The organism is Sulfurimonas sp. NW7 (genome assembly GCF_051132265.1).
In the GTDB taxonomy this organism is placed as follows: domain Bacteria; phylum Campylobacterota; class Campylobacteria; order Campylobacterales; family Sulfurimonadaceae; genus Sulfurimonas; species Sulfurimonas hydrogeniphila.
On record NZ_CP093235.1, the window covers coordinates 1134563 to 1150873 of the forward strand.

Here is a 16311-nt window from a genome sequence, read left to right on the forward strand (position 1 = left end):
ATTTCATATGCAGACTCTGACTTTGGCAAATATTTATGAACTGCAAGGTTTAAAAGAAGAGGCATTGGAAATTTATAAGGAAGTCTTAAAAAAAGACCCAAATAACAGTGATGCCAAAATTGCTATACGAAGACTCTCCGGTATGAGAAAAAAGTTTTTACATGTAAATGTTCAAATGAAAGAGTATTTTTTAAAGATGGATTCCGAAGTTGAGTTCAAAGAGTTTGAAAGGTGGTTATTAAAAGCATGGAACTAAAAGATGTCATATTGTCAACACTGGCTGAAATGGAAGATGAACTGCCGCAAGAGAGTGTAAAAGAAGTGCAACAGGAAACTTTTGCTGAGGAAACCGAAGAACGCCCGCAGCAAAAAGATGATGCGCATACATCCATGGAAAGTGAATTGATTTATTTGAACTCCATAAGAGAGAGGCTTTTGGTCCTTTTTGAAGGTTTTCAAGCGCCAAATAATGCAAATATTGAAGCCAAAGTAGACATGACACTTAACTTTTTAGAATATACTTTGGCAACAATAGACGCCCGTGTTGAAAAGCTGGAAAAAGGAAATCTGTAGATGAGTCAATATAGAGTTTTAATAGATGCAAATGATGAAAAAGGACTTGTACATAAAGTTTCAAGTATATTTTACAGTTATGATCTGAATATTCTCTCCAACAGTGAGTTTGTTGACAGAGAGAGCAACAAGTTTTTTATGCGTAGTGTTGTTGACGGGAATGTTGATAATACAGAACTGTTTAAAGCTTTACACGAAGTATTGCCTGAACACTCCGGCATAAAAATCGTAAAACCTGAGAAAAAAAACATCATAATAATGGCAACAAAAGAGATTCATGCACTTGGCGATATTCTGATCCGTCATGAAGCGGGTGAACTTGAGGCAAATATTGTAGCGGTTATTTCCAATTATGATAATTTGGAATCATTTGTAAAAAAGTTTGATATTCCTTATATCACGATTTCTCATCAGGGATTGGAGCGTCAGGAACATGAAAGTAAAATTATTGAGGCTATTCAAAGTTACAAAGAAGTTGATTTTATAGTTCTGGCAAAATATATGCGAATCCTGACACCAAGATTTGTTGAAACATTTGAAAATAAAATCATAAATATACACCATTCGTTTTTACCGGCATTCATAGGTGCAAATCCTTATAAACAAGCCTACGACAGAGGGGTGAAAATCATTGGAGCGACAGCACACTTTGTAAACAACAATCTTGACGAAGGGCCTATTATCGCACAGGAGACAATCCATGTAACACATGCCTACAGCTGGAAAGATATGCAGCGTGCCGGCAGAGATGTTGAAAAAGTAGTTCTTTCCAAAGCATTGAAACTGGCTCTCGAAGACAGAATTTTTACCTATGCAAACAGAACGGTAATTTTTTAATGGCATTCAACATAGTATTGGTACATCCGCAAATACCAAACAATACCGGAGCGATAGGCAGACTCTGTGTCAATGCAGGGGCTTCGCTGCACTTAATTAAACCTATAGGTTTTGATATAGATGAAAAAGCTGTTCGTCGGGCAGGTCTTGATTATTGGAATAAGCTTGATTTGAAAGTGTGGGAAAGTATTGATGAATTCTTTACATGTAACGATATAACTGATAATGCCTATTTTGCTACAACAAAAACGGACAAACCCTATTTTGATGCCAAATTCAAAGAAGGTGATTATATCTTTTTTGGCAGTGAGACAAAAGGAATACCGGAAAATCTGTTAAACAAATATAAAGCACAAAATATAACTATTCCTATGACAAAAGACGGGCGCAGTCTTAATCTTGCTATCAGCACGGGAATAATTCTTTATGATGCAATCCGTCAAAATTATTCTACCTTTACCGAGGAGTAAGCAATGAACAGTTTGGTTGATACGGTTATGACACTCTTGTTTGTCTTATTTATGGTTTTTATATTTGCCGGCTATCACAAAACAAAATCGCAAGAACGTGAAAAAGACAAAGATCTCAAATCCTAAAATAATTTTTCTGCCCATTTTTCTAAATGATTTTCAAACTTTTCAAACAAACTCTCTGCATTTTTTATAAGTAATGACATTTTTCATCCTTTATATAAATATGTACTAATAGTACAACAATTCAAAAAAAATATAAAAAATATTTCAAATTGTCAAATATTTTTTGACATTCTTTGATTTTTAGACTATACTATTGCAAATCAATATAAAAAGGGTTCAAAATGAATAGTTTCTTGGATATAGTAGAAGAGATTAAAAGCATTATCTCTGATGAAGTTGCTCCGAAAAAAGTTTTTGACAAAGATGTTGCTGCGGTATTGGGTATTTCGCAGATGAATTTTGCAACAATGAAAAGACGTAACAAAATTCCATTTAACGAATTACTGGATTTTTGTGCCAAAAGAAGTATCTCTATAAACTGGCTTTTGTATGGACAGTCTCCTGAAAGTTTGGTTGAAGCAACAAATAAATTCTATATGGTCAAATACTTTTCCGACATCAATGCCAGTGCAGGAGGAGGAAGTGACATAGAGTCTGAAGAGATAGAAGAGCTTGAAATTCCTGAGCAGTTTGTATTTATGCTCGGTGGAGAAAAAGAGCTGCAAAATATAGAAGCTATTAATGTTTCGGGTGACTCAATGGAACCTACTTTTAGTTATAATGATATTGTATTTATTAACAGAAGCAAGACAGATATCAATCGCGGCGGTATTTTTACCATAAGAACCGAAGCAGGACTTTTTATAAAACGTGTACAAAAGAGAATTGACGGAAAACTTGATATAATCTCTGACAATTCTGTCTACAGTACACAAACACTTGATGCAAATCAGGTTGAAGTTGTTGGCAGGGTTGTCAGCCGATTTGGTGATGTAGATTAAAGGATTTTTTTGAAGTATCTGTATTTATCTTTAGCGCTTGTCCTGATGAGCGGATGTTCGCAGACAACCTCACAGACTGCTTCTCATAAGAAGTTGCCAAAAGCAGAATATATCAAAGGTTTGAGCGGAATTTCCCAAGATGTTTCAGAGTATACACATGCCATAAACAAGGGCTATATTTCGTCATTAGAAAAATTTGCCACAATGTATTTTCAGCCGTGGAATATTGACAGCATGGATATTCCGTTAGAAAATGCGATGTGGGCATATAAATTATTTGATGCAACAAACAGTTATGGGGAAAATTTACAGCCACTTGATGATAGTTTTTTTAAACAAATAAAAAATAATTCTAATTTTGAAGCCTATTCCAGTGTAAATAAACAGGCAATTACCCTGAGAAAGGTGAGTATCAGAGCTTTTCCTACCACCAGGCCGGTTTTGAGAGACCCGAATAAAGCAGGCGAGGGCTTTCCTTTTGACTACATGCAAAACTCTACCGTTGCCGCGAATAAGCCGCTTTTTATTTCACACTATTCAAAAGACAGAGAGTGGGTATTTGTCAAGTCCAGCTTTGCTTACGGATGGGTACACGCACGAGACATTGTCTATATGGACAGGAAATGTGCAGAAATGTGGCAAAAGGCACAACAGGTATTTGTTTTACAGGACAATGTTCCTTTGTATACACCCAAAAAAGATTTTTTATTTAAATCCACTCTGGGAACAATGTTTCCAATCATCAGCCAAAATCAAAAAGAGTTTCACATTTTAACTATAGCAGAATACATGTTGAAAGAACCCTATTGTGTAAACACTTCAGTCAATAGGAAAATCGGACATAAGGGAATACTGAAATTTAATGCAAAAAACATCAATCTTGTAATGGGCGAACTCTTACATGTAAACTACGGATGGGGTGGCATATACAATCAGAGAGATTGTTCTTCTACGCTAAGAGATTTTTTTGCACCGTTTGGTATCTGGTTGCCAAGAAATTCTTATCAGCAAAGCAGAGTAGGCAAAGTCATATCTTTAGAAAATATCTCTGATGAGAAAAAAATAAAAATGATTCAACGATACGGAGTCCCTTTTGAAACTCTGTTGTACAGAAAAGGGCATATAGCTTTGTATGTTGGAACGAAAAACAACAAGATAGTTGTTTTTCAAAATCTCTGGGGCATAAAAACACTAAGGCATGGCGTTGAGGGAAGATATATCATTGGTAAAACAGTTTTTAGCACTCTTCAACTGGGAAGCAACTTGTCTGATTTTGATGAGAGTGCCTCTTTTTTAAAAAATCTCAAAAGTATGAATATTGTGACCCGTTAATTATGTTTTTATATCCAAAAGTGTTCCCATCATCTCATTTTGGGTTTTAATGACATTGACATTCACTGCTACACTCTCTTGGGCAATAATTTCATCAGGAATCTCTTTTGCCAAATCCGTTTGACTCTTTTTTGAACCGTTGTTGTCTGCTTCTCTTATGTTTACATGTAAAGAATTAGACTGAGTGGATATTTTTGCATCTTTTGGGACAAATCCTTCTGTATTGACATTTGCAATATTATTTGCAGTGACATTCAGGACATTTGTATTTGCCTGAATGGATGCAATATTATTTGAAATACTCATAAACGCCTCCTCATATGTTCTAATTATAGCATAAAGTTTTAGCGCATAGGAATACTGCCCTGGGGATTGTTTTGATTCATATTTTGACTCTGCATACTATTTGACATAGAAGTTGTTAAGTTGTTTGTTGACATATTACGGGAAGCTTCGCCTTGGTTGGAAGCCAGATTCATAGCATATTGAGATAACTGCAGGGTTGCAGTGTAGTTTTTGGATTGAATTTCTTGTGTTTGTACAATTCTGTCTGCCATTACACCAATTTTGTCTGCCATTTCACCAATTCTATCTGCCATAGTGCCAATATCATCGGAAAGTCTGAGTATTGTTTTTGACATTGTCTGTATAGTATTATTGTAGCTCTCATTTGTATTGTCAGCCTGATGTGCTGCAAGATAAGCTGTTGTTTTTGCCAATACTGTTATTTGTGTACTTAACTGTTCTACATCATCCAAGGCATTGAGTGCATCTTTTGTTGATTGAAATTCTTTTGTGCTGTTGTTTAGAAATGTTTCAAGTTTTGATTCAAAATTTACAACTTCTTTGGCATAAGCCTGTAAAGCTTCATCACTTTTTAGCAGAGTATCTGTTTTGTTCTTAAATGTGTCATGTATGTCATACGCATCTTCAATCGCGCTGTTTAAAAACTGTGTCGTATTGATATTGTCATTTCCAAAAAGCAGGACAGTAGTGATAAGTGACAGGCTGATAATAGTTTTTTTCATGATTTTTCCTTTTGTTGATATTATTAGTATTGTAAAAAAATTCTGTTAGCAGAGTGTTAGCAGCTAAGTGCCCAAATATAATAAATATTGAAGAACAGTTCTTCAATATTTAGTCTAAACCTAGTGCAGGTCAGCGTTGAGTTTAATTTCTCGAGTAGATCGTGATGCAGTGATTTCTCCGGTTAGAGAGTTTTGTCGGAAGTGAAGTCCATTGAAAAAAGAGAGTTGTTTTGCTTTGAAAATTTCCCCTTCAATAGCTATGCCTTTGTTTACTTCTCTGATTTTTTCAAGTTCAGTTGGGTAAATACCTACTTTTGTTCCTTCAAGAATTGCCAGACCGGCATCTATAATACAGCCATCTCCCAAAGGAATACCACAAACAGAGTTGGCTCCCAAAAGACAGTTTTTGCCGATACTGATCGGATTTCCATCTGTCCCTGAAAGAACACCAAGAATTGAAGCGCCGCCTCCGACATCAGAACCGTCACCAACAATCGCAGAAGAAGAAATACGACCTTCCACCATGCTTACACCGGTTGTTCCTGCATTAAAGTTGATGTATGAAGCCCCCGGCATTACAGTTGTCCCGGCTGCAAGCTGTGCACCGAAACGTACTTTGGAAGTGTCAAGTATACGTGTATTGTCTGCAGGAATAATGTGCTGTAAAAATCTTGGAAATTTGTCTACAAAATCAATATGCGGATACTCATTTGCAAGTTTGAGTTCAATTTCAAACTCTCGTAAATAATCAAGTTCTATCGGTTGTCCGTTAGACCATGCAACATTCGGCAATGCACCGAAGGCACCGTTAAGATTGATTTCGCGAAGTCCTACTTTTGCAAGAGAAATTGCATACAGTTTTAGATAGGTTGCTTCTACACTTTCGCAAGGCGCATCTTCAAATATAAAGCATACTTTGAATTCGCCTTCAAGACTTCCGTTGTTTACTATTTGAGAATAGAGTGCTGAAACTACTTGAATGTTTTTGTGTGCATCACCGTGTGCTTCGTCAGAATAAGGGGTAAAAGCATTGAGACAATCTTTTAAAAACTGTAAATTTATGTCACATACGACTTCATTTTGTGTAAAATCTACTGTAATTCCCTGATCTGCAAGTGCCTGGATGAAAATCGCGGCACTGCCAAAATTTTCATCCCAGTTGATTACCGGGTAGGTCGCCTGAAGAGACTTGTTGACATTTAACTGTCCCAAGTCTACTCGTGCTATACCAAAAGCCAAAGGATCTTTGTATCCGGTTGTGTTTGTTTTAATATTGTTTACCAATGCTTTAAATGCATCTGCTGTTTGAATAACGTCCATTGAATTCTCACTTAATTAATTTGATTTGCAATTATACTTAAAAACTACTAACGAAGTTTAGTATATAATTTAAATAATAAAATAAAAAGAGAATATTTTGAACACTTGGCTTGAACTACTAAAAAACGATGATTATCTTGGTATAAAAAAACATATAAAAAATGGCGGGAAACTTTCCCAAAAGAATGAGGCGGGAGAGTCTGTACTTGCCTGTGCATTACGTGCACAGTGCTCAGATGAGACAATAATGCTGCTCATAAGCAACGGGGCAGACATTTTTGACTGCGATGATGAAGGTGTCAGTATTTTTGATATGGCAATTACCTATGATAAAATTGAAATAGTCAAACATCTGATAGAGCAGGGTAAAAAAGTAAATGAAACGACAAGAAAAAGCGGTTTTACCGCATTGATGGGTGCAGCATGTTACGGAAGAGTTGAAATTGCCAAACTTCTTTTAAAACATGGTGCCGACAAAAATGTACGGGACTTAAAAGGTTTCAGTGCCGTAGATTTTGCCAGAAAAATGAATAAAAAGAGCATACTCGAACTTTTTGACTATGATGAAACTGCACCTAAAAATATCGGATATGCAAGGTAGTTTATTCAAAAAACTTCTTTTGTTTTGTGTTGTCGAGAGGTTTCCTTTTCTCTTTGGCAAGCCATTCCTGAAGCAAAGATTCAACAACTTTGCTCAGGCTCATTTTGTAGCGACTGCGTGAGTATTTCATCGCTTCATCCCATGTGTTTTTGTCAATTAACAAACTTCTTGTCACTTCATCTTTTGGTTTCAAGGGTATCCTTGTTATGATGCTTGCAGAAGTTCTATAAAACTTCTGTAGCTGTCAACGATTTTTTGGTTTTTTGTATTTTGTATATAAAATTCTATGGCTTTTTTGCCGAGTCTGGGAATTTCATTTTTAACAGCCCAACTGCTGACGGTGCCTTCGGGTACTTCAAGGACTTCGGCGAGTTGTTTTTGTGTGATTTGAAGCTCTTTGCAAATATCTTTGACAACATTTGATTTGTCTTTTTTGATTTTTCTGTTTGCAGGTTTTAATCTTTTTTGTTTTGGTTTTTTTTGCTGTATCTCAGTAACTGTAGTACAATTCGTATCCATCCAGGCAAGAACATTTGAAGCTTCTAAAACCCAGTCGCGGGAATTAAGCTGTTTGACAACATCTTCACAAAACTCTTTTGCATACATCTGTGCTGTTTCTTTATTGCTGAGTTGGTAGAGTATTGCAAAAGCAAGTTGCAAGGCACCTTTTGAGGTGTTTCCCCAGTCAAAACCATTCTTGGCGTATTGGTATATATCGGTACGACTCGGGAGGTTCAGTTCTTTATATGTTACAAATTTATTGCCCAGTAAAGTCTTATGCCCTTTGAAGACATGGTTATTCATTATTAATGCCATAGTTTTATTTTCTCTTATATGTTAAAAGTGCAATGCTGTTCCTCTTTTTCTTTAAACTCATTTTTATGAGGTGTTAAGATAAACAACATATATAAGAGATAAAAGCAATAAAAGTACCAATAATCAAACTAACATGATAAAATTCTTTGGTTTATAATTTTTTAAATGGTATATGTTTGCGTGAAAGTTCCTCTTGAAACATATCAAAATATTTTTTTACTTCTTCATTGTTTTCTCCGCTTAAAGAGAGTTCCACATTCGGTTTGTTCTGTATAAAAATTGGCAGGGAAGAAAGCTCAATGTTTTTTGGGAGTTTTTGCATAACATCAATGAGTGTATTTTCACTTGTTTCTGCCAGCAGTGTATATCTGTATTTTTTCCTTGCCTGTGAAAAATATTTTTTTATTATTTCACTGCTCATTGGATGGGACATCGAGGGGAAACCCGGCATAAAAAAGAACCTCCTGTCTAAAGCAAAACCGGACATGTTGTTTACCGGATTCGGCAGAAGTTCTGCATTTGGCGGTATCTCCGCCATGTGGATACGATGAGGATATGCCTCGTCACCAAATTTTTTGATAATGTCTTGTTTGAATTTTTCATGTGTTACGGGCTTGGAATTTCTGAAAACTTCCGCGGCCACCTCCCGTGTCAAATCATCGGGAGTCGAACCGATACCGCCAAAAGAGAACATCACTGCTTCTTTGTCGTCGCGTATCATTTTATAGGTGCGTTTCATCAGTCCGACATCGTCTTTGATGACAAAAGAGGCACAAAGTTCATGCCCGTATTTTGCAAGTTCATTTTTTAAAAATTCAAAATGTTTGTCAACGCGTCTTCCGTTAAGAATTTCTGTTCCAATAATAACTGCATAAAAGTTCATAGCATTACTTTTTTACATAATTATAGTATTATTTCATAAACAATTAATAAGGACAGAAAATGTCACATATAGAAAAATTAGAAGAACTGCTGACGAAAAGTGTTATTCCCGATATTACAGAAAGACTCGATGAGATTTTTGAAGAGATAGCCGGAAACAAAGAGGCAACACAGGATGCCAAAGAGGAAATAGAAGAACTCCGTGAATTCAAATCTGACCTCGAAGATGTTATAGAAGACATTAAAAACGGTGATATGGAAGAAGAAGAGGCAAAAGAGCTTGTAGCGGACATATTGGCTGCTCAAGAGTGTGAAGATGAAGAAGATTTTGGATTTAAAGAAGAGGAGGAAAATAAATGAGAATAATTCTTTTAGGCGCTCCGGGTGCAGGAAAAGGGACACAGGCGCAGTTTTTAACCAAGAAGTACAATATCCCGCAGATTTCTACAGGCGATATGCTTCGTGCCGCAATCAAAGCGGGAACTGAGATGGGAAAAATGGCAAAAGCGGCTATGGATGCGGGACAGCTCGTGACAGATGAGATTATTATAGGACTTGTCAAAGACAGAATTGCACAGGATGACTGTAAAAACGGCTATCTTTTAGACGGGTTTCCCCGTACACTGCCTCAAGCAGATGCAGTAACGAATGCAGGAATTGCGATTGATGCCGTGATAGAGATAGATGTACCGGATGAAGAGATAGTCAAACGTATGTCAGGAAGACGCGCGCATCTGGCAAGTGGGAGAACCTATCATGTTGTTTACAATCCGCCAAAAGTAGAAGGCAAGGATGATGAAACGGGTGAAGATTTGGTACAGCGTGATGATGACAAAGAAGAAGTGGTACAGGACAGACTGAAAGTCTACCATGAGCAGACAGAACCGCTCATAGACTACTACAAAGAACAGGCTGAAAAAAATCCGAATATCAAATATATCAGAGTTGACGGCACTGCTGATATCGCAGATGTTGAAAAAGCGATTGTTTCACAACTTGGTGAATAACCGTCTGCTATGATTCGGGTCGGTAGACCCGGATATTTTCACAGCCTTTGGCATCCCGTAAGTACTGTGCATGCAATTGGCTCATGATGCCTTTGTCACAGTACAGAAGATACTCTTTGTCCTGTGGAAGCTTGTCAAACTCTGTTTTTAGTTTGTGAAAAGGTATCTTGAGCGTGTTACATGTAAGCGCAATACACTCTTCTTCCGGACGAATATCTATCACCGTAAAATCACCGTTTTTCAAAGTATGAACAACTTCAACAGGTGCCAGATTTGTAATGTCATCTATTATTTCATCAATACTTAAATATTGTGCATTTTGCACTGCTGCATCAAGTATATCATAGTTAAATTTTTCTGCCACTTTTTCCATACGCTTGAAAGAACCGTGCGTAATTGGATTTTGAGAAATAACACCACAGTATTCGGGCATACTTTCAGCAAAATGGCGTGTGCCGATTTCATTGGCCATGTTCATAATTTCGGGCTTGTTCATTGTTGCGAGAGGACGCAAAATAAGCTTGTTCGTTACCTGGTCTATGAGCGCAAGGTTACGAAGTGTCTGACTTGATACCTGCGCAACACTCTCACCGGTCACAAGGGCATCAATCTCCATAGCATCGGCTACCTGTTCAGATGCTCTGAGCATTAAACGTTTGAGCATAACACCCATGTATGTCGGCGGTGTTGCTCTGAAAATTTCTGTAAGCACATGATCAAAGGCAACGGAGACAAATTTGACCTTGTGAGAAGATCCGAATTTGTTCCAAAGATAGAGGGCAACCTGTTTCACACCTATTTCATGCGCCATACCGCCAAGATTGAAGAAAATAAAATGCGTTTTTATACCCCGTTTCATTGTCAGATACGAAGCCACAGTAGAGTCAAAACCACCGGACATCAAAGAGAGAATATCGCCCTGTGTGCCAATAGGAAATCCGCTGAGTCCTTTGTACTTTGTGGTAATGAGATTGAGCTGATTTTGGATGAGTTCCATTTGTATAATCACATCGGGATGTTTTAAAGAAACACTTTTTGCATTTGAGTTTGCCAAAAGATGCCCACCTACTGTTCTTTCTATATCTATGGAACTGAAAGTATGTTTTCCGGTTCGTTTTACTCTGACAACAAATGTCTTGTCATCCAAAGAATCGGCAACAAGTTCGCATACTTTTGTTTTGATTTTCTCAATAGTATCCATGTCATCAAACTGCAGCACTTCAAGAATCTGTTCAATGCCGGGAGTATCCAAAAGTTTTTGTCTTACCTCAGGCAAAACATCTTCGGGGGTTAAAACTTCCATTTTGTCAGAGAATTTTTTGACTTCGATTTTTGTGTCTATACGCTGTAAAATTGTGAGCAGGTTGTTGTAGAGTTGACCGACCATCTGGCGTTTTGCAGAGGGTCCTTTGATCATAATTTCGGGGAAAAGTTTTAAAATGAATTTTTGCACCGTTGAGGCCTTTAGATTTTTGATTGAATAAAGCTTTCCATGTCGTGAACTATCTCTTCAATACTTCGCTCACCGGAAATGACTTTTAAAATGCCTTTTTGCGTATAAAAATCTTTAATCTGCCCTAAAGGTTCCATATAGATTTTCATACGGTTGTTAAAGACTTCATTGTTATCATCTTCACCTCTGGCGCGTCCAAGCACTCTTTGCCTGGCTGTCTCCTCGCTTACCTCTACCTCAATAACACTGGAAAGTTCAATATCTTTATGCTTTTGCAGGTAGGTATCAAGTGCAAGCATCTGCTCTACACTTCTTGGATAGCCGTCGATGATAATAATGTCAGTCGGAGAAGATTTTATAGCATTGATGATTGTCTCTATAACGATATCTATAGGAACAATTTCGCCTTTTGAGATATATCTGTGTATCTCTTTGCCCCGTTCACTCTCACTGGCAACTTCGGCTCGCAGCATATCACCGGTAGAGTAGTGTGTGATATCAGGGTTGTGTTGTGCTATGAGCTCAGCATCTGTAGTTTTACCGGAGCCTGGAGCTCCGATAATAAGAAAGAGTTTTTTTGTGTGCGACATAATATTATGCCTTTGTTTGTTCACGCAGGCGTATGTGTAAGTCACGCAGTTGTGCATTGTCAACAGGACTTGGTGCTTTAGTTAACAAACAGGACGCTTTTTGTGTTTTAGGGAATGCAATAACATCACGAATGCTTGTTTTTTTCGTTAAAAGCATAATGAGTCTGTCAAATCCTAAAGCAAAACCACCGTGTGGAGGTGCACCGAATTTAAGAGCATCAAGCAGGAAGCCGAATTTTTCCTGCGCCTCTTCTTCTTCGATTCCAAGCAGTTTAAAGACCTCTTCCTGTATCTCTTCTTTGTGTATACGAATAGATCCGCCACCAAGTTCTGTACCGTTTAAAACGATGTCATAAGCGATAGACTCTATCTCTTCTACATCATCTTTGTCTGTGTCTTTTGGCATGGTAAACGGATGGTGCAGCGCTTTTACGCGACCGTCTTCAACTTCAAACATCGGAAAATCGACAACCCATACAAATTCAAAAGCATTTTCGTCTATCAGATTCATTTTTTCATGCTCGGCAATGAAATTTCTGAATCTTCCCATGTAATCCCATACCGTTTTTTTGTCACCTGCACCAAAGAAAACAACATCACCGACTTCAAGTTCGGTTCTTTCAATGATAAGCGCTATGTCTGCTTCAGAGAAAAACTTGGTCAGAGGACCTTTAAGCCCGTCTTCTTTCATCTGGAAATATCCAAGACCATGTGCGCCAAACTTACGTACATACTCTTCAAAAGATTTCATTTCACGTTTTGAAAATATCAGATCAGCACCTGGAACTTTGAGCGCTTTAATACGGTTAACATGTGGTTTTTTTGCAATATTTGTAAATATTTCATTATCACATCGTTCAAAAATGTCAATGACATCTACCATTTTAAGGTCATAACGCAAATCCGGTTTGTCAGAGCCGTATAATTCCATAGCGTCTTTATATGTAATACGGTTAAAAGGAGGCTTGATTTCAACACCACAGGCATCAAACATTGCCACAAGCAGATCTTCGGCTATTTTCATAACATCTTCTTGATTACAAAAACTCATCTCAACATCTATCTGCGTAAATTCAGGCTGACGGTCTGCCCGCAAGTCTTCATCACGGAAACATTTTGCGATTTGAAAGTATCTGTCAAATCCGCCAACCATCAAGAGCTGTTTGAAAAGCTGTGGTGACTGTGGCAGGGCATAAAACTCACCATTGTGCACACGAGACGGTACCAAATAATCTCTGGCGCCTTCAGGAGTCGATTTTGTCAAAATCGGTGTTTCAACTTCCAAAAATCCGTTTTTATCCAAAATATTTCTTGCCGCAATCGCTGCTTTTGAACGCAGGCGAAAAACTTCATACATATCAGGATCACGAAGTTCCAGGTAACGATATTTCAATCTTGTCTCTTCACCGACATTTTTATCGCCAATGACAAAAGGAGTAGGAGCAGATTTGTTTTCTATAATCAGTTCTTTTACAATAATTTCAATAGCGCCGGTTTTCAAACGGGGATTTGTCAAACCTTCTCCGCGAAGACGAACGGTTCCTTTGACTATTAAAACATATTCATCACGGACATTGTTTGCAACTTTATGCGCTTCTTCGGAGTCTTCAGGGTCACACGTAAGCTGAATAAGTCCTGTTTTATCACGCAAATCTATGAAAATAATTCCACCATGGTCACGATAATTATTCGCCCAGCCGGTAAGAACGACATCTTCTCCAACATTTGTTTCATTTAAATCTGTACAGTAATGAGTTCTCAAAATATAGAGTCCTATATAAATAATTTTCGCGATTATACCTAAATATAGTATAATTAACAAAATTATTACACAAATGAGCAATTTTGAAAACAAATACAATTAAAAAAGTCGGTGTTGTTTTACGACCGTCCACTCCTGAACTCAAAGAGAGCTATTTTAAGCTTGAAAAAATTTTTAACAAACATAACATAGAAGTAATTATAGACAGTATCAGCGGGGGCATGATAGGTGTAATGGGGATGGAATTTGAATATCTGTGTGAAAACTCCGATATTCTTGTAACGCTTGGAGGAGACGGAACACTTATATCGACTGTCAGACGCTCTTTTCGGTATGATGTGCCGATATTTGGCATTTATGCCGGCTCTCTCGGATTTTTGGCAGATATCAACCTCAACGAATTAGAAGAGTTTGTTGCCAATCTGGTTGCAGGCAACTACAGAGTGGATGAAAGATCTATTTTGGAAGCCCAGTTTATACAAAACAACAAAGAAGTTGTCCTTTATGCTTTTAATGACATTGTTATCACACGGGCTTCCGTTTCAAATATGATACATGTAGAGACCCTGGTCGATTCAAAAGCATTCAATACCTATTATGGTGACGGTGTGATAGTGGCTACTCCGACAGGCTCAACCGCATACAATCTTTCAGCAGGAGGTCCCGTTTTGTTTCCTCTGACAAATGTTTTTGCCCTGACTCCAATATGTCCGCATTCTTTGACACAAAGACCTGTGGTCTTACCGGGGAAATTCTCCATAGAGATGAAAACACCAAAAGACAAAGCATTGCTTATCATAGACGGACAGGACAAGCATGAATTGGAAATAGGGCAGAGCATACATATAAAACTGGCCAAAAAAAGAGTCAAGCTCATTCACAGAGACGAATTCAACTATTTTGATGTGTTAAAAGAAAAGCTGCATTGGGGTGACTAGTCTATATTGATACTCGAGGAACTGTCAGAATTCTTTTTAATCATTCTTTTTATCTGTTCTGCTGTATAGCTCTTTTGATGAGGATTTTCATTGAGCAGATCAAATCTTATTTGTATGGTAAGTTTGCCGAGTGCTTCTCCTAACTGTTGGTCATCGTTGCTGAGTGTCCCGTCTTTGGAAAGTATGGAAATGACTTTGAGAAAGTTATTGTATTCGTTCAAAACGGCAGGTGAGGCAAAAATAGCAAGTCTGTGTGTCACAAATCGCAGTTTTGTTATCTCTTTGTCCGTCAGAAGAGACTGTTCTGACATGCTCTCCATCAAGTCCAAAAGTCTTTCGTAGGTTGCCGCTTTTAAATCAAGAAACTTGATGTTTTGTTCTTTTTCTATTTCAACTTCTGTCTGCTTGTTCAGCAGGAGCGCGGTGATAAAAACTGTTGCAATGGTACCAAGAATGATGAGGACAATCTCCTGAGTAAAAGGAGTACTGTCTGTCACTTTATATGCATAACGCAGATAGGCATAGCCGGCAATCAGTGTTATAAATGTCAGAAGAAGATAGAGAAGTTTTTTTGTATAATTGTTCATATAAAAATCTGCCTTTAAAAATAATATGCTAATTTTATCTAAATCAAATAAAGATATAATAAGAGCATGAAAACATTGACACACTATTTACTTGCTGTATTTCTTTTGCAAAGCTCTCTTTTGGCACACCAAAACCATGCTGTTGTTTTGCAGTACCATCGGTTTGATGAAAACAGATACCCCTCTACGAGTATATCTATGGAACTATTTACACAACAGATGCAATACCTGGCAGACAACAACTATACTGTCTGGCCGTTTTCTAAAACAGTAAAATATTTAATTGAAAAAAAAGAACTTCCGGATAAAACGGTTTCAATTACTATAGATGACGGATATCGCAGTGTCTATACAAAAGCCTATCCTTTGCTTAAAAAATACAAATTTCCTTTTACTGTATTTGTCAATTCTGTTCCTGTTGTGCATGAGTCTGTTCATTATTTGACCTGGGATGAAATGCGTGAGATGGGAAAATACGGTGCAGAGTATGCAAACCACACCTATTCCCATCAGTTTTTAGTGCGCGATGGCATAAAAGATCCAAAAAACTATAAAAAACATGTTACCAAAGAGATAAAAATGTGTGAAGTGAAAATAGAAAAAGAGCTTGGCGATAAAGTCTGCACTGACCCGAAAATACTGACATATCCTTTTGGCGAGTATGACGAACAACTGATGCAGTTGGTCAAAAGTTTAGGCTATATCGGTGTAGCGCAAAATTCTGGTCCAATTTCAGATGCAAGTAATTTCATGGCTTTGACAAGATTTCCGATGTCGGGAGGTTTTGGAGAGATGAAGCAGTTTGTATTGAAAATAAATACACTGCCTCTGCCTTTGTTGAGCGTTTCAAATGAAGATACGCTTGTTGATGTTTCAAACAATCCGCCTGTTTTGACCCTCACTCTTAAAAAACCGCTTCAGGATTTACAGTGTTATACGGCTGAGGGAGAAAAAATAGCGATGCAGTGGCTTGATACAAACAGTGTAAAAGTACAGTCAAAATCACCTTTGCTCTATCCGAGAAATCATTATACATGTACCGCCCATGCAAAAGGAGATGCCTGGTACTGGTACAGTCATTTGTGGGTTATTTTAAAAGAAAAATAGT

At 37.5% G+C, this 16311-nt stretch carries 22 protein-coding genes; 12 read left to right on the plus strand and 10 right to left on the minus strand.

What is annotated here, in order from left to right; translation table 11 throughout:
* Positions 1–7 precede the first annotated feature (7 nt).
* The 7 genes from MLC35_RS05885 to MLC35_RS05915 all read left to right on the plus strand — a co-directional run bounded on the left by MLC35_RS05885 (position 8) and on the right by MLC35_RS05915 (position 4219).
* Positions 8–256, plus strand: a complete 249-nt coding sequence (locus MLC35_RS05885; RefSeq protein ID WP_151900368.1) for a tetratricopeptide repeat protein — start codon at positions 8–10, stop codon at positions 254–256.
* A complete protein-coding gene (locus MLC35_RS05890; RefSeq protein WP_346388735.1) occupies positions 247–573 on the plus strand; it encodes a CiaD-like domain-containing protein in 327 nt (108 codons plus the stop codon). Before MLC35_RS05885 ends, MLC35_RS05890 begins: the two co-directional genes overlap by 10 nt.
* Positions 574–1410, plus strand: a complete 837-nt coding sequence (gene purU / locus MLC35_RS05895; RefSeq protein WP_434636124.1) for a formyltetrahydrofolate deformylase — start codon at positions 574–576, stop codon at positions 1408–1410.
* Positions 1410–1880 carry a tRNA (cytidine(34)-2'-O)-methyltransferase gene (locus MLC35_RS05900; protein WP_434636127.1) on the plus strand — a complete coding sequence of 157 codons (471 nt, stop codon included), beginning with the start codon at positions 1410–1412 and terminating at the stop codon, positions 1878–1880. Before purU ends, MLC35_RS05900 begins: the two co-directional genes overlap by 1 nt.
* Positions 1881–1883: 3 nt before the next feature.
* Positions 1884–2006, plus strand: a complete 123-nt coding sequence (locus MLC35_RS05905; RefSeq protein ID WP_269138909.1) for a hypothetical protein — start codon at positions 1884–1886, stop codon at positions 2004–2006.
* A 221-nt stretch (positions 2007–2227) separates the two neighbouring features.
* Positions 2228–2887 (plus strand): LexA family transcriptional regulator, encoded by a 660-nt coding sequence (locus MLC35_RS05910; protein ID WP_151900364.1) that lies wholly within the window; start codon positions 2228–2230, stop codon positions 2885–2887.
* Between the two features lie 9 nt (positions 2888–2896).
* Entirely contained in the window at positions 2897–4219 is a 1323-nt protein-coding gene (locus MLC35_RS05915; protein ID WP_434636130.1) for an NlpC/P60 family N-terminal domain-containing protein, read from the plus strand.
* Here the strand turns inward: MLC35_RS05915 and MLC35_RS05920 are convergent, their stop codons facing one another.
* From MLC35_RS05920 to MLC35_RS05930, 3 genes are all read right to left on the minus strand, one after another.
* On the minus strand, positions 4220–4525 hold the full coding sequence (locus MLC35_RS05920; RefSeq protein ID WP_346388738.1) for a flagellar basal body protein: 306 nt from the start codon (positions 4523–4525) through the stop codon (positions 4220–4222). It lies immediately after the preceding gene.
* 38 nt (positions 4526–4563) lie between these two features.
* On the minus strand, positions 4564–5247 hold the full coding sequence (locus MLC35_RS05925) for a hypothetical protein (RefSeq protein WP_418641390.1): 684 nt from the start codon (positions 5245–5247) through the stop codon (positions 4564–4566).
* Positions 5248–5367: 120 nt separating this feature from the next.
* A complete protein-coding gene (locus tag MLC35_RS05930; protein WP_346388740.1) occupies positions 5368–6567 on the minus strand; it encodes a tetrahydrodipicolinate N-succinyltransferase N-terminal domain-containing protein in 1200 nt (399 codons plus the stop codon).
* Positions 6568–6664: 97 nt separating this feature from the next.
* Between MLC35_RS05930 and MLC35_RS05935 the strand changes: the two genes are divergently transcribed.
* Positions 6665–7168, plus strand: a complete 504-nt coding sequence (locus tag MLC35_RS05935) for an ankyrin repeat domain-containing protein (protein WP_434636133.1) — start codon at positions 6665–6667, stop codon at positions 7166–7168.
* 1 nt (position 7169) lies between these two features.
* Here the strand turns inward: MLC35_RS05935 and MLC35_RS05940 are convergent, their stop codons facing one another.
* From MLC35_RS05940 to MLC35_RS05950, 3 genes are all read right to left on the minus strand, one after another.
* Positions 7170–7361 (minus strand): hypothetical protein, encoded by a 192-nt coding sequence (locus tag MLC35_RS05940; protein WP_151900358.1) that lies wholly within the window; start codon positions 7359–7361, stop codon positions 7170–7172.
* 11 nt (positions 7362–7372) lie between these two features.
* Entirely contained in the window at positions 7373–7972 is a 600-nt protein-coding gene (locus tag MLC35_RS05945; RefSeq protein ID WP_434636136.1) for a DUF6166 domain-containing protein, read from the minus strand.
* 163 nt (positions 7973–8135) lie between these two features.
* Entirely contained in the window at positions 8136–8867 is a 732-nt protein-coding gene (locus MLC35_RS05950) for a competence/damage-inducible protein A (protein ID WP_434636139.1), read from the minus strand.
* Positions 8868–8926: 59 nt separating this feature from the next.
* On the opposite strand from MLC35_RS05950, the gene MLC35_RS05955 reads away from it, so the two are divergent.
* Together MLC35_RS05955 and adk are read left to right on the plus strand one after the other, a co-directional pair.
* Positions 8927–9226, plus strand: coding sequence for a hypothetical protein (locus tag MLC35_RS05955; protein WP_151900355.1), 300 nt, complete (start codon positions 8927–8929; stop codon positions 9224–9226).
* Positions 9223–9873, plus strand: coding sequence for an adenylate kinase (gene adk / locus MLC35_RS05960; RefSeq protein ID WP_346388743.1), 651 nt, complete (start codon positions 9223–9225; stop codon positions 9871–9873). The genes MLC35_RS05955 and adk overlap by 4 nt, the downstream gene beginning before the upstream one ends.
* A 7-nt stretch (positions 9874–9880) precedes the next feature.
* On the opposite strand, the gene thiI is transcribed toward adk, so the two are convergent.
* From thiI to aspS, 3 genes are read right to left on the minus strand one after another with little or no spacing between them, the layout of a single operon-like run.
* Positions 9881–11326, minus strand: a complete 1446-nt coding sequence (gene thiI / locus MLC35_RS05965) for a tRNA uracil 4-sulfurtransferase ThiI (protein WP_434636142.1) — start codon at positions 11324–11326, stop codon at positions 9881–9883.
* An 11-nt stretch (positions 11327–11337) separates the two neighbouring features.
* Positions 11338–11916, minus strand: a complete 579-nt coding sequence (locus MLC35_RS05970; RefSeq protein ID WP_434636145.1) for an adenylate kinase — start codon at positions 11914–11916, stop codon at positions 11338–11340.
* Between the two features lie 4 nt (positions 11917–11920).
* Positions 11921–13678 (minus strand): aspartate--tRNA ligase, encoded by a 1758-nt coding sequence (gene aspS, locus MLC35_RS05975; RefSeq protein WP_434636148.1) that lies wholly within the window; start codon positions 13676–13678, stop codon positions 11921–11923.
* 83 nt (positions 13679–13761) lie between these two features.
* On the opposite strand from aspS, the gene MLC35_RS05980 reads away from it, so the two are divergent.
* The gene (locus MLC35_RS05980) at positions 13762–14616 is read left to right on the plus strand and encodes an NAD(+)/NADH kinase (protein ID WP_346388747.1); all 855 of its coding nucleotides are present in this window, start codon (positions 13762–13764) and stop codon (positions 14614–14616) included.
* On the opposite strand, the gene MLC35_RS05985 is transcribed toward MLC35_RS05980, so the two are convergent.
* On the minus strand, positions 14613–15203 hold the full coding sequence (locus MLC35_RS05985) for a hypothetical protein (RefSeq protein ID WP_151900349.1): 591 nt from the start codon (positions 15201–15203) through the stop codon (positions 14613–14615). The two genes, MLC35_RS05980 and MLC35_RS05985, sit on opposite strands and share 4 nt — an antisense overlap.
* 66 nt (positions 15204–15269) lie before the next feature.
* Between MLC35_RS05985 and MLC35_RS05990 the strand changes: the two genes are divergently transcribed.
* Positions 15270–16310 (plus strand): polysaccharide deacetylase family protein, encoded by a 1041-nt coding sequence (locus tag MLC35_RS05990; RefSeq protein WP_434636152.1) that lies wholly within the window; start codon positions 15270–15272, stop codon positions 16308–16310.
* The last annotated feature ends 1 nt before the right edge of the window (position 16311 follow it).

Excerpts from the sequence above, each read along its gene's own strand:
- MLC35_RS05945 (WP_434636136.1), bottom strand. The coding sequence starts at position 7,972 with ATGAATAACCATGTCTTCAAAGGGCATAAGACTTTACTGGGCAATAAA.
- MLC35_RS05990 (WP_434636152.1), top strand. The coding sequence starts at position 15,270 with ATGAAAACATTGACACACTATTTACTTGCTGTATTTCTTTTGCAAAGC.
- purU (WP_434636124.1), top strand. The coding sequence starts at position 574 with ATGAGTCAATATAGAGTTTTAATAGATGCAAATGATGAAAAAGGACTT.
- MLC35_RS05900 (WP_434636127.1), top strand. The coding sequence starts at position 1,410 with ATGGCATTCAACATAGTATTGGTACATCCGCAAATACCAAACAATACC.
- MLC35_RS05885 (WP_151900368.1), top strand. The coding sequence starts at position 8 with ATGCAGACTCTGACTTTGGCAAATATTTATGAACTGCAAGGTTTAAAA.
- MLC35_RS05970 (WP_434636145.1), bottom strand. The coding sequence starts at position 11,916 with ATGTCGCACACAAAAAAACTCTTTCTTATTATCGGAGCTCCAGGCTCC.
- MLC35_RS05950 (WP_434636139.1), bottom strand. The coding sequence starts at position 8,867 with ATGAACTTTTATGCAGTTATTATTGGAACAGAAATTCTTAACGGAAGA.
- MLC35_RS05920 (WP_346388738.1), bottom strand. The coding sequence starts at position 4,525 with ATGAGTATTTCAAATAATATTGCATCCATTCAGGCAAATACAAATGTC.
- adk (WP_346388743.1), top strand. The coding sequence starts at position 9,223 with ATGAGAATAATTCTTTTAGGCGCTCCGGGTGCAGGAAAAGGGACACAG.
- MLC35_RS05925 (WP_418641390.1), bottom strand. The coding sequence starts at position 5,247 with ATGAAAAAAACTATTATCAGCCTGTCACTTATCACTACTGTCCTGCTT.
- MLC35_RS05890 (WP_346388735.1), top strand. The coding sequence starts at position 247 with ATGGAACTAAAAGATGTCATATTGTCAACACTGGCTGAAATGGAAGAT.
- MLC35_RS05930 (WP_346388740.1), bottom strand. The coding sequence starts at position 6,567 with ATGGACGTTATTCAAACAGCAGATGCATTTAAAGCATTGGTAAACAAT.
- MLC35_RS05910 (WP_151900364.1), top strand. The coding sequence starts at position 2,228 with ATGAATAGTTTCTTGGATATAGTAGAAGAGATTAAAAGCATTATCTCT.
- MLC35_RS05905 (WP_269138909.1), top strand. The coding sequence starts at position 1,884 with ATGAACAGTTTGGTTGATACGGTTATGACACTCTTGTTTGTCTTATTT.
- MLC35_RS05955 (WP_151900355.1), top strand. The coding sequence starts at position 8,927 with ATGTCACATATAGAAAAATTAGAAGAACTGCTGACGAAAAGTGTTATT.
- MLC35_RS05985 (WP_151900349.1), bottom strand. The coding sequence starts at position 15,203 with ATGAACAATTATACAAAAAAACTTCTCTATCTTCTTCTGACATTTATA.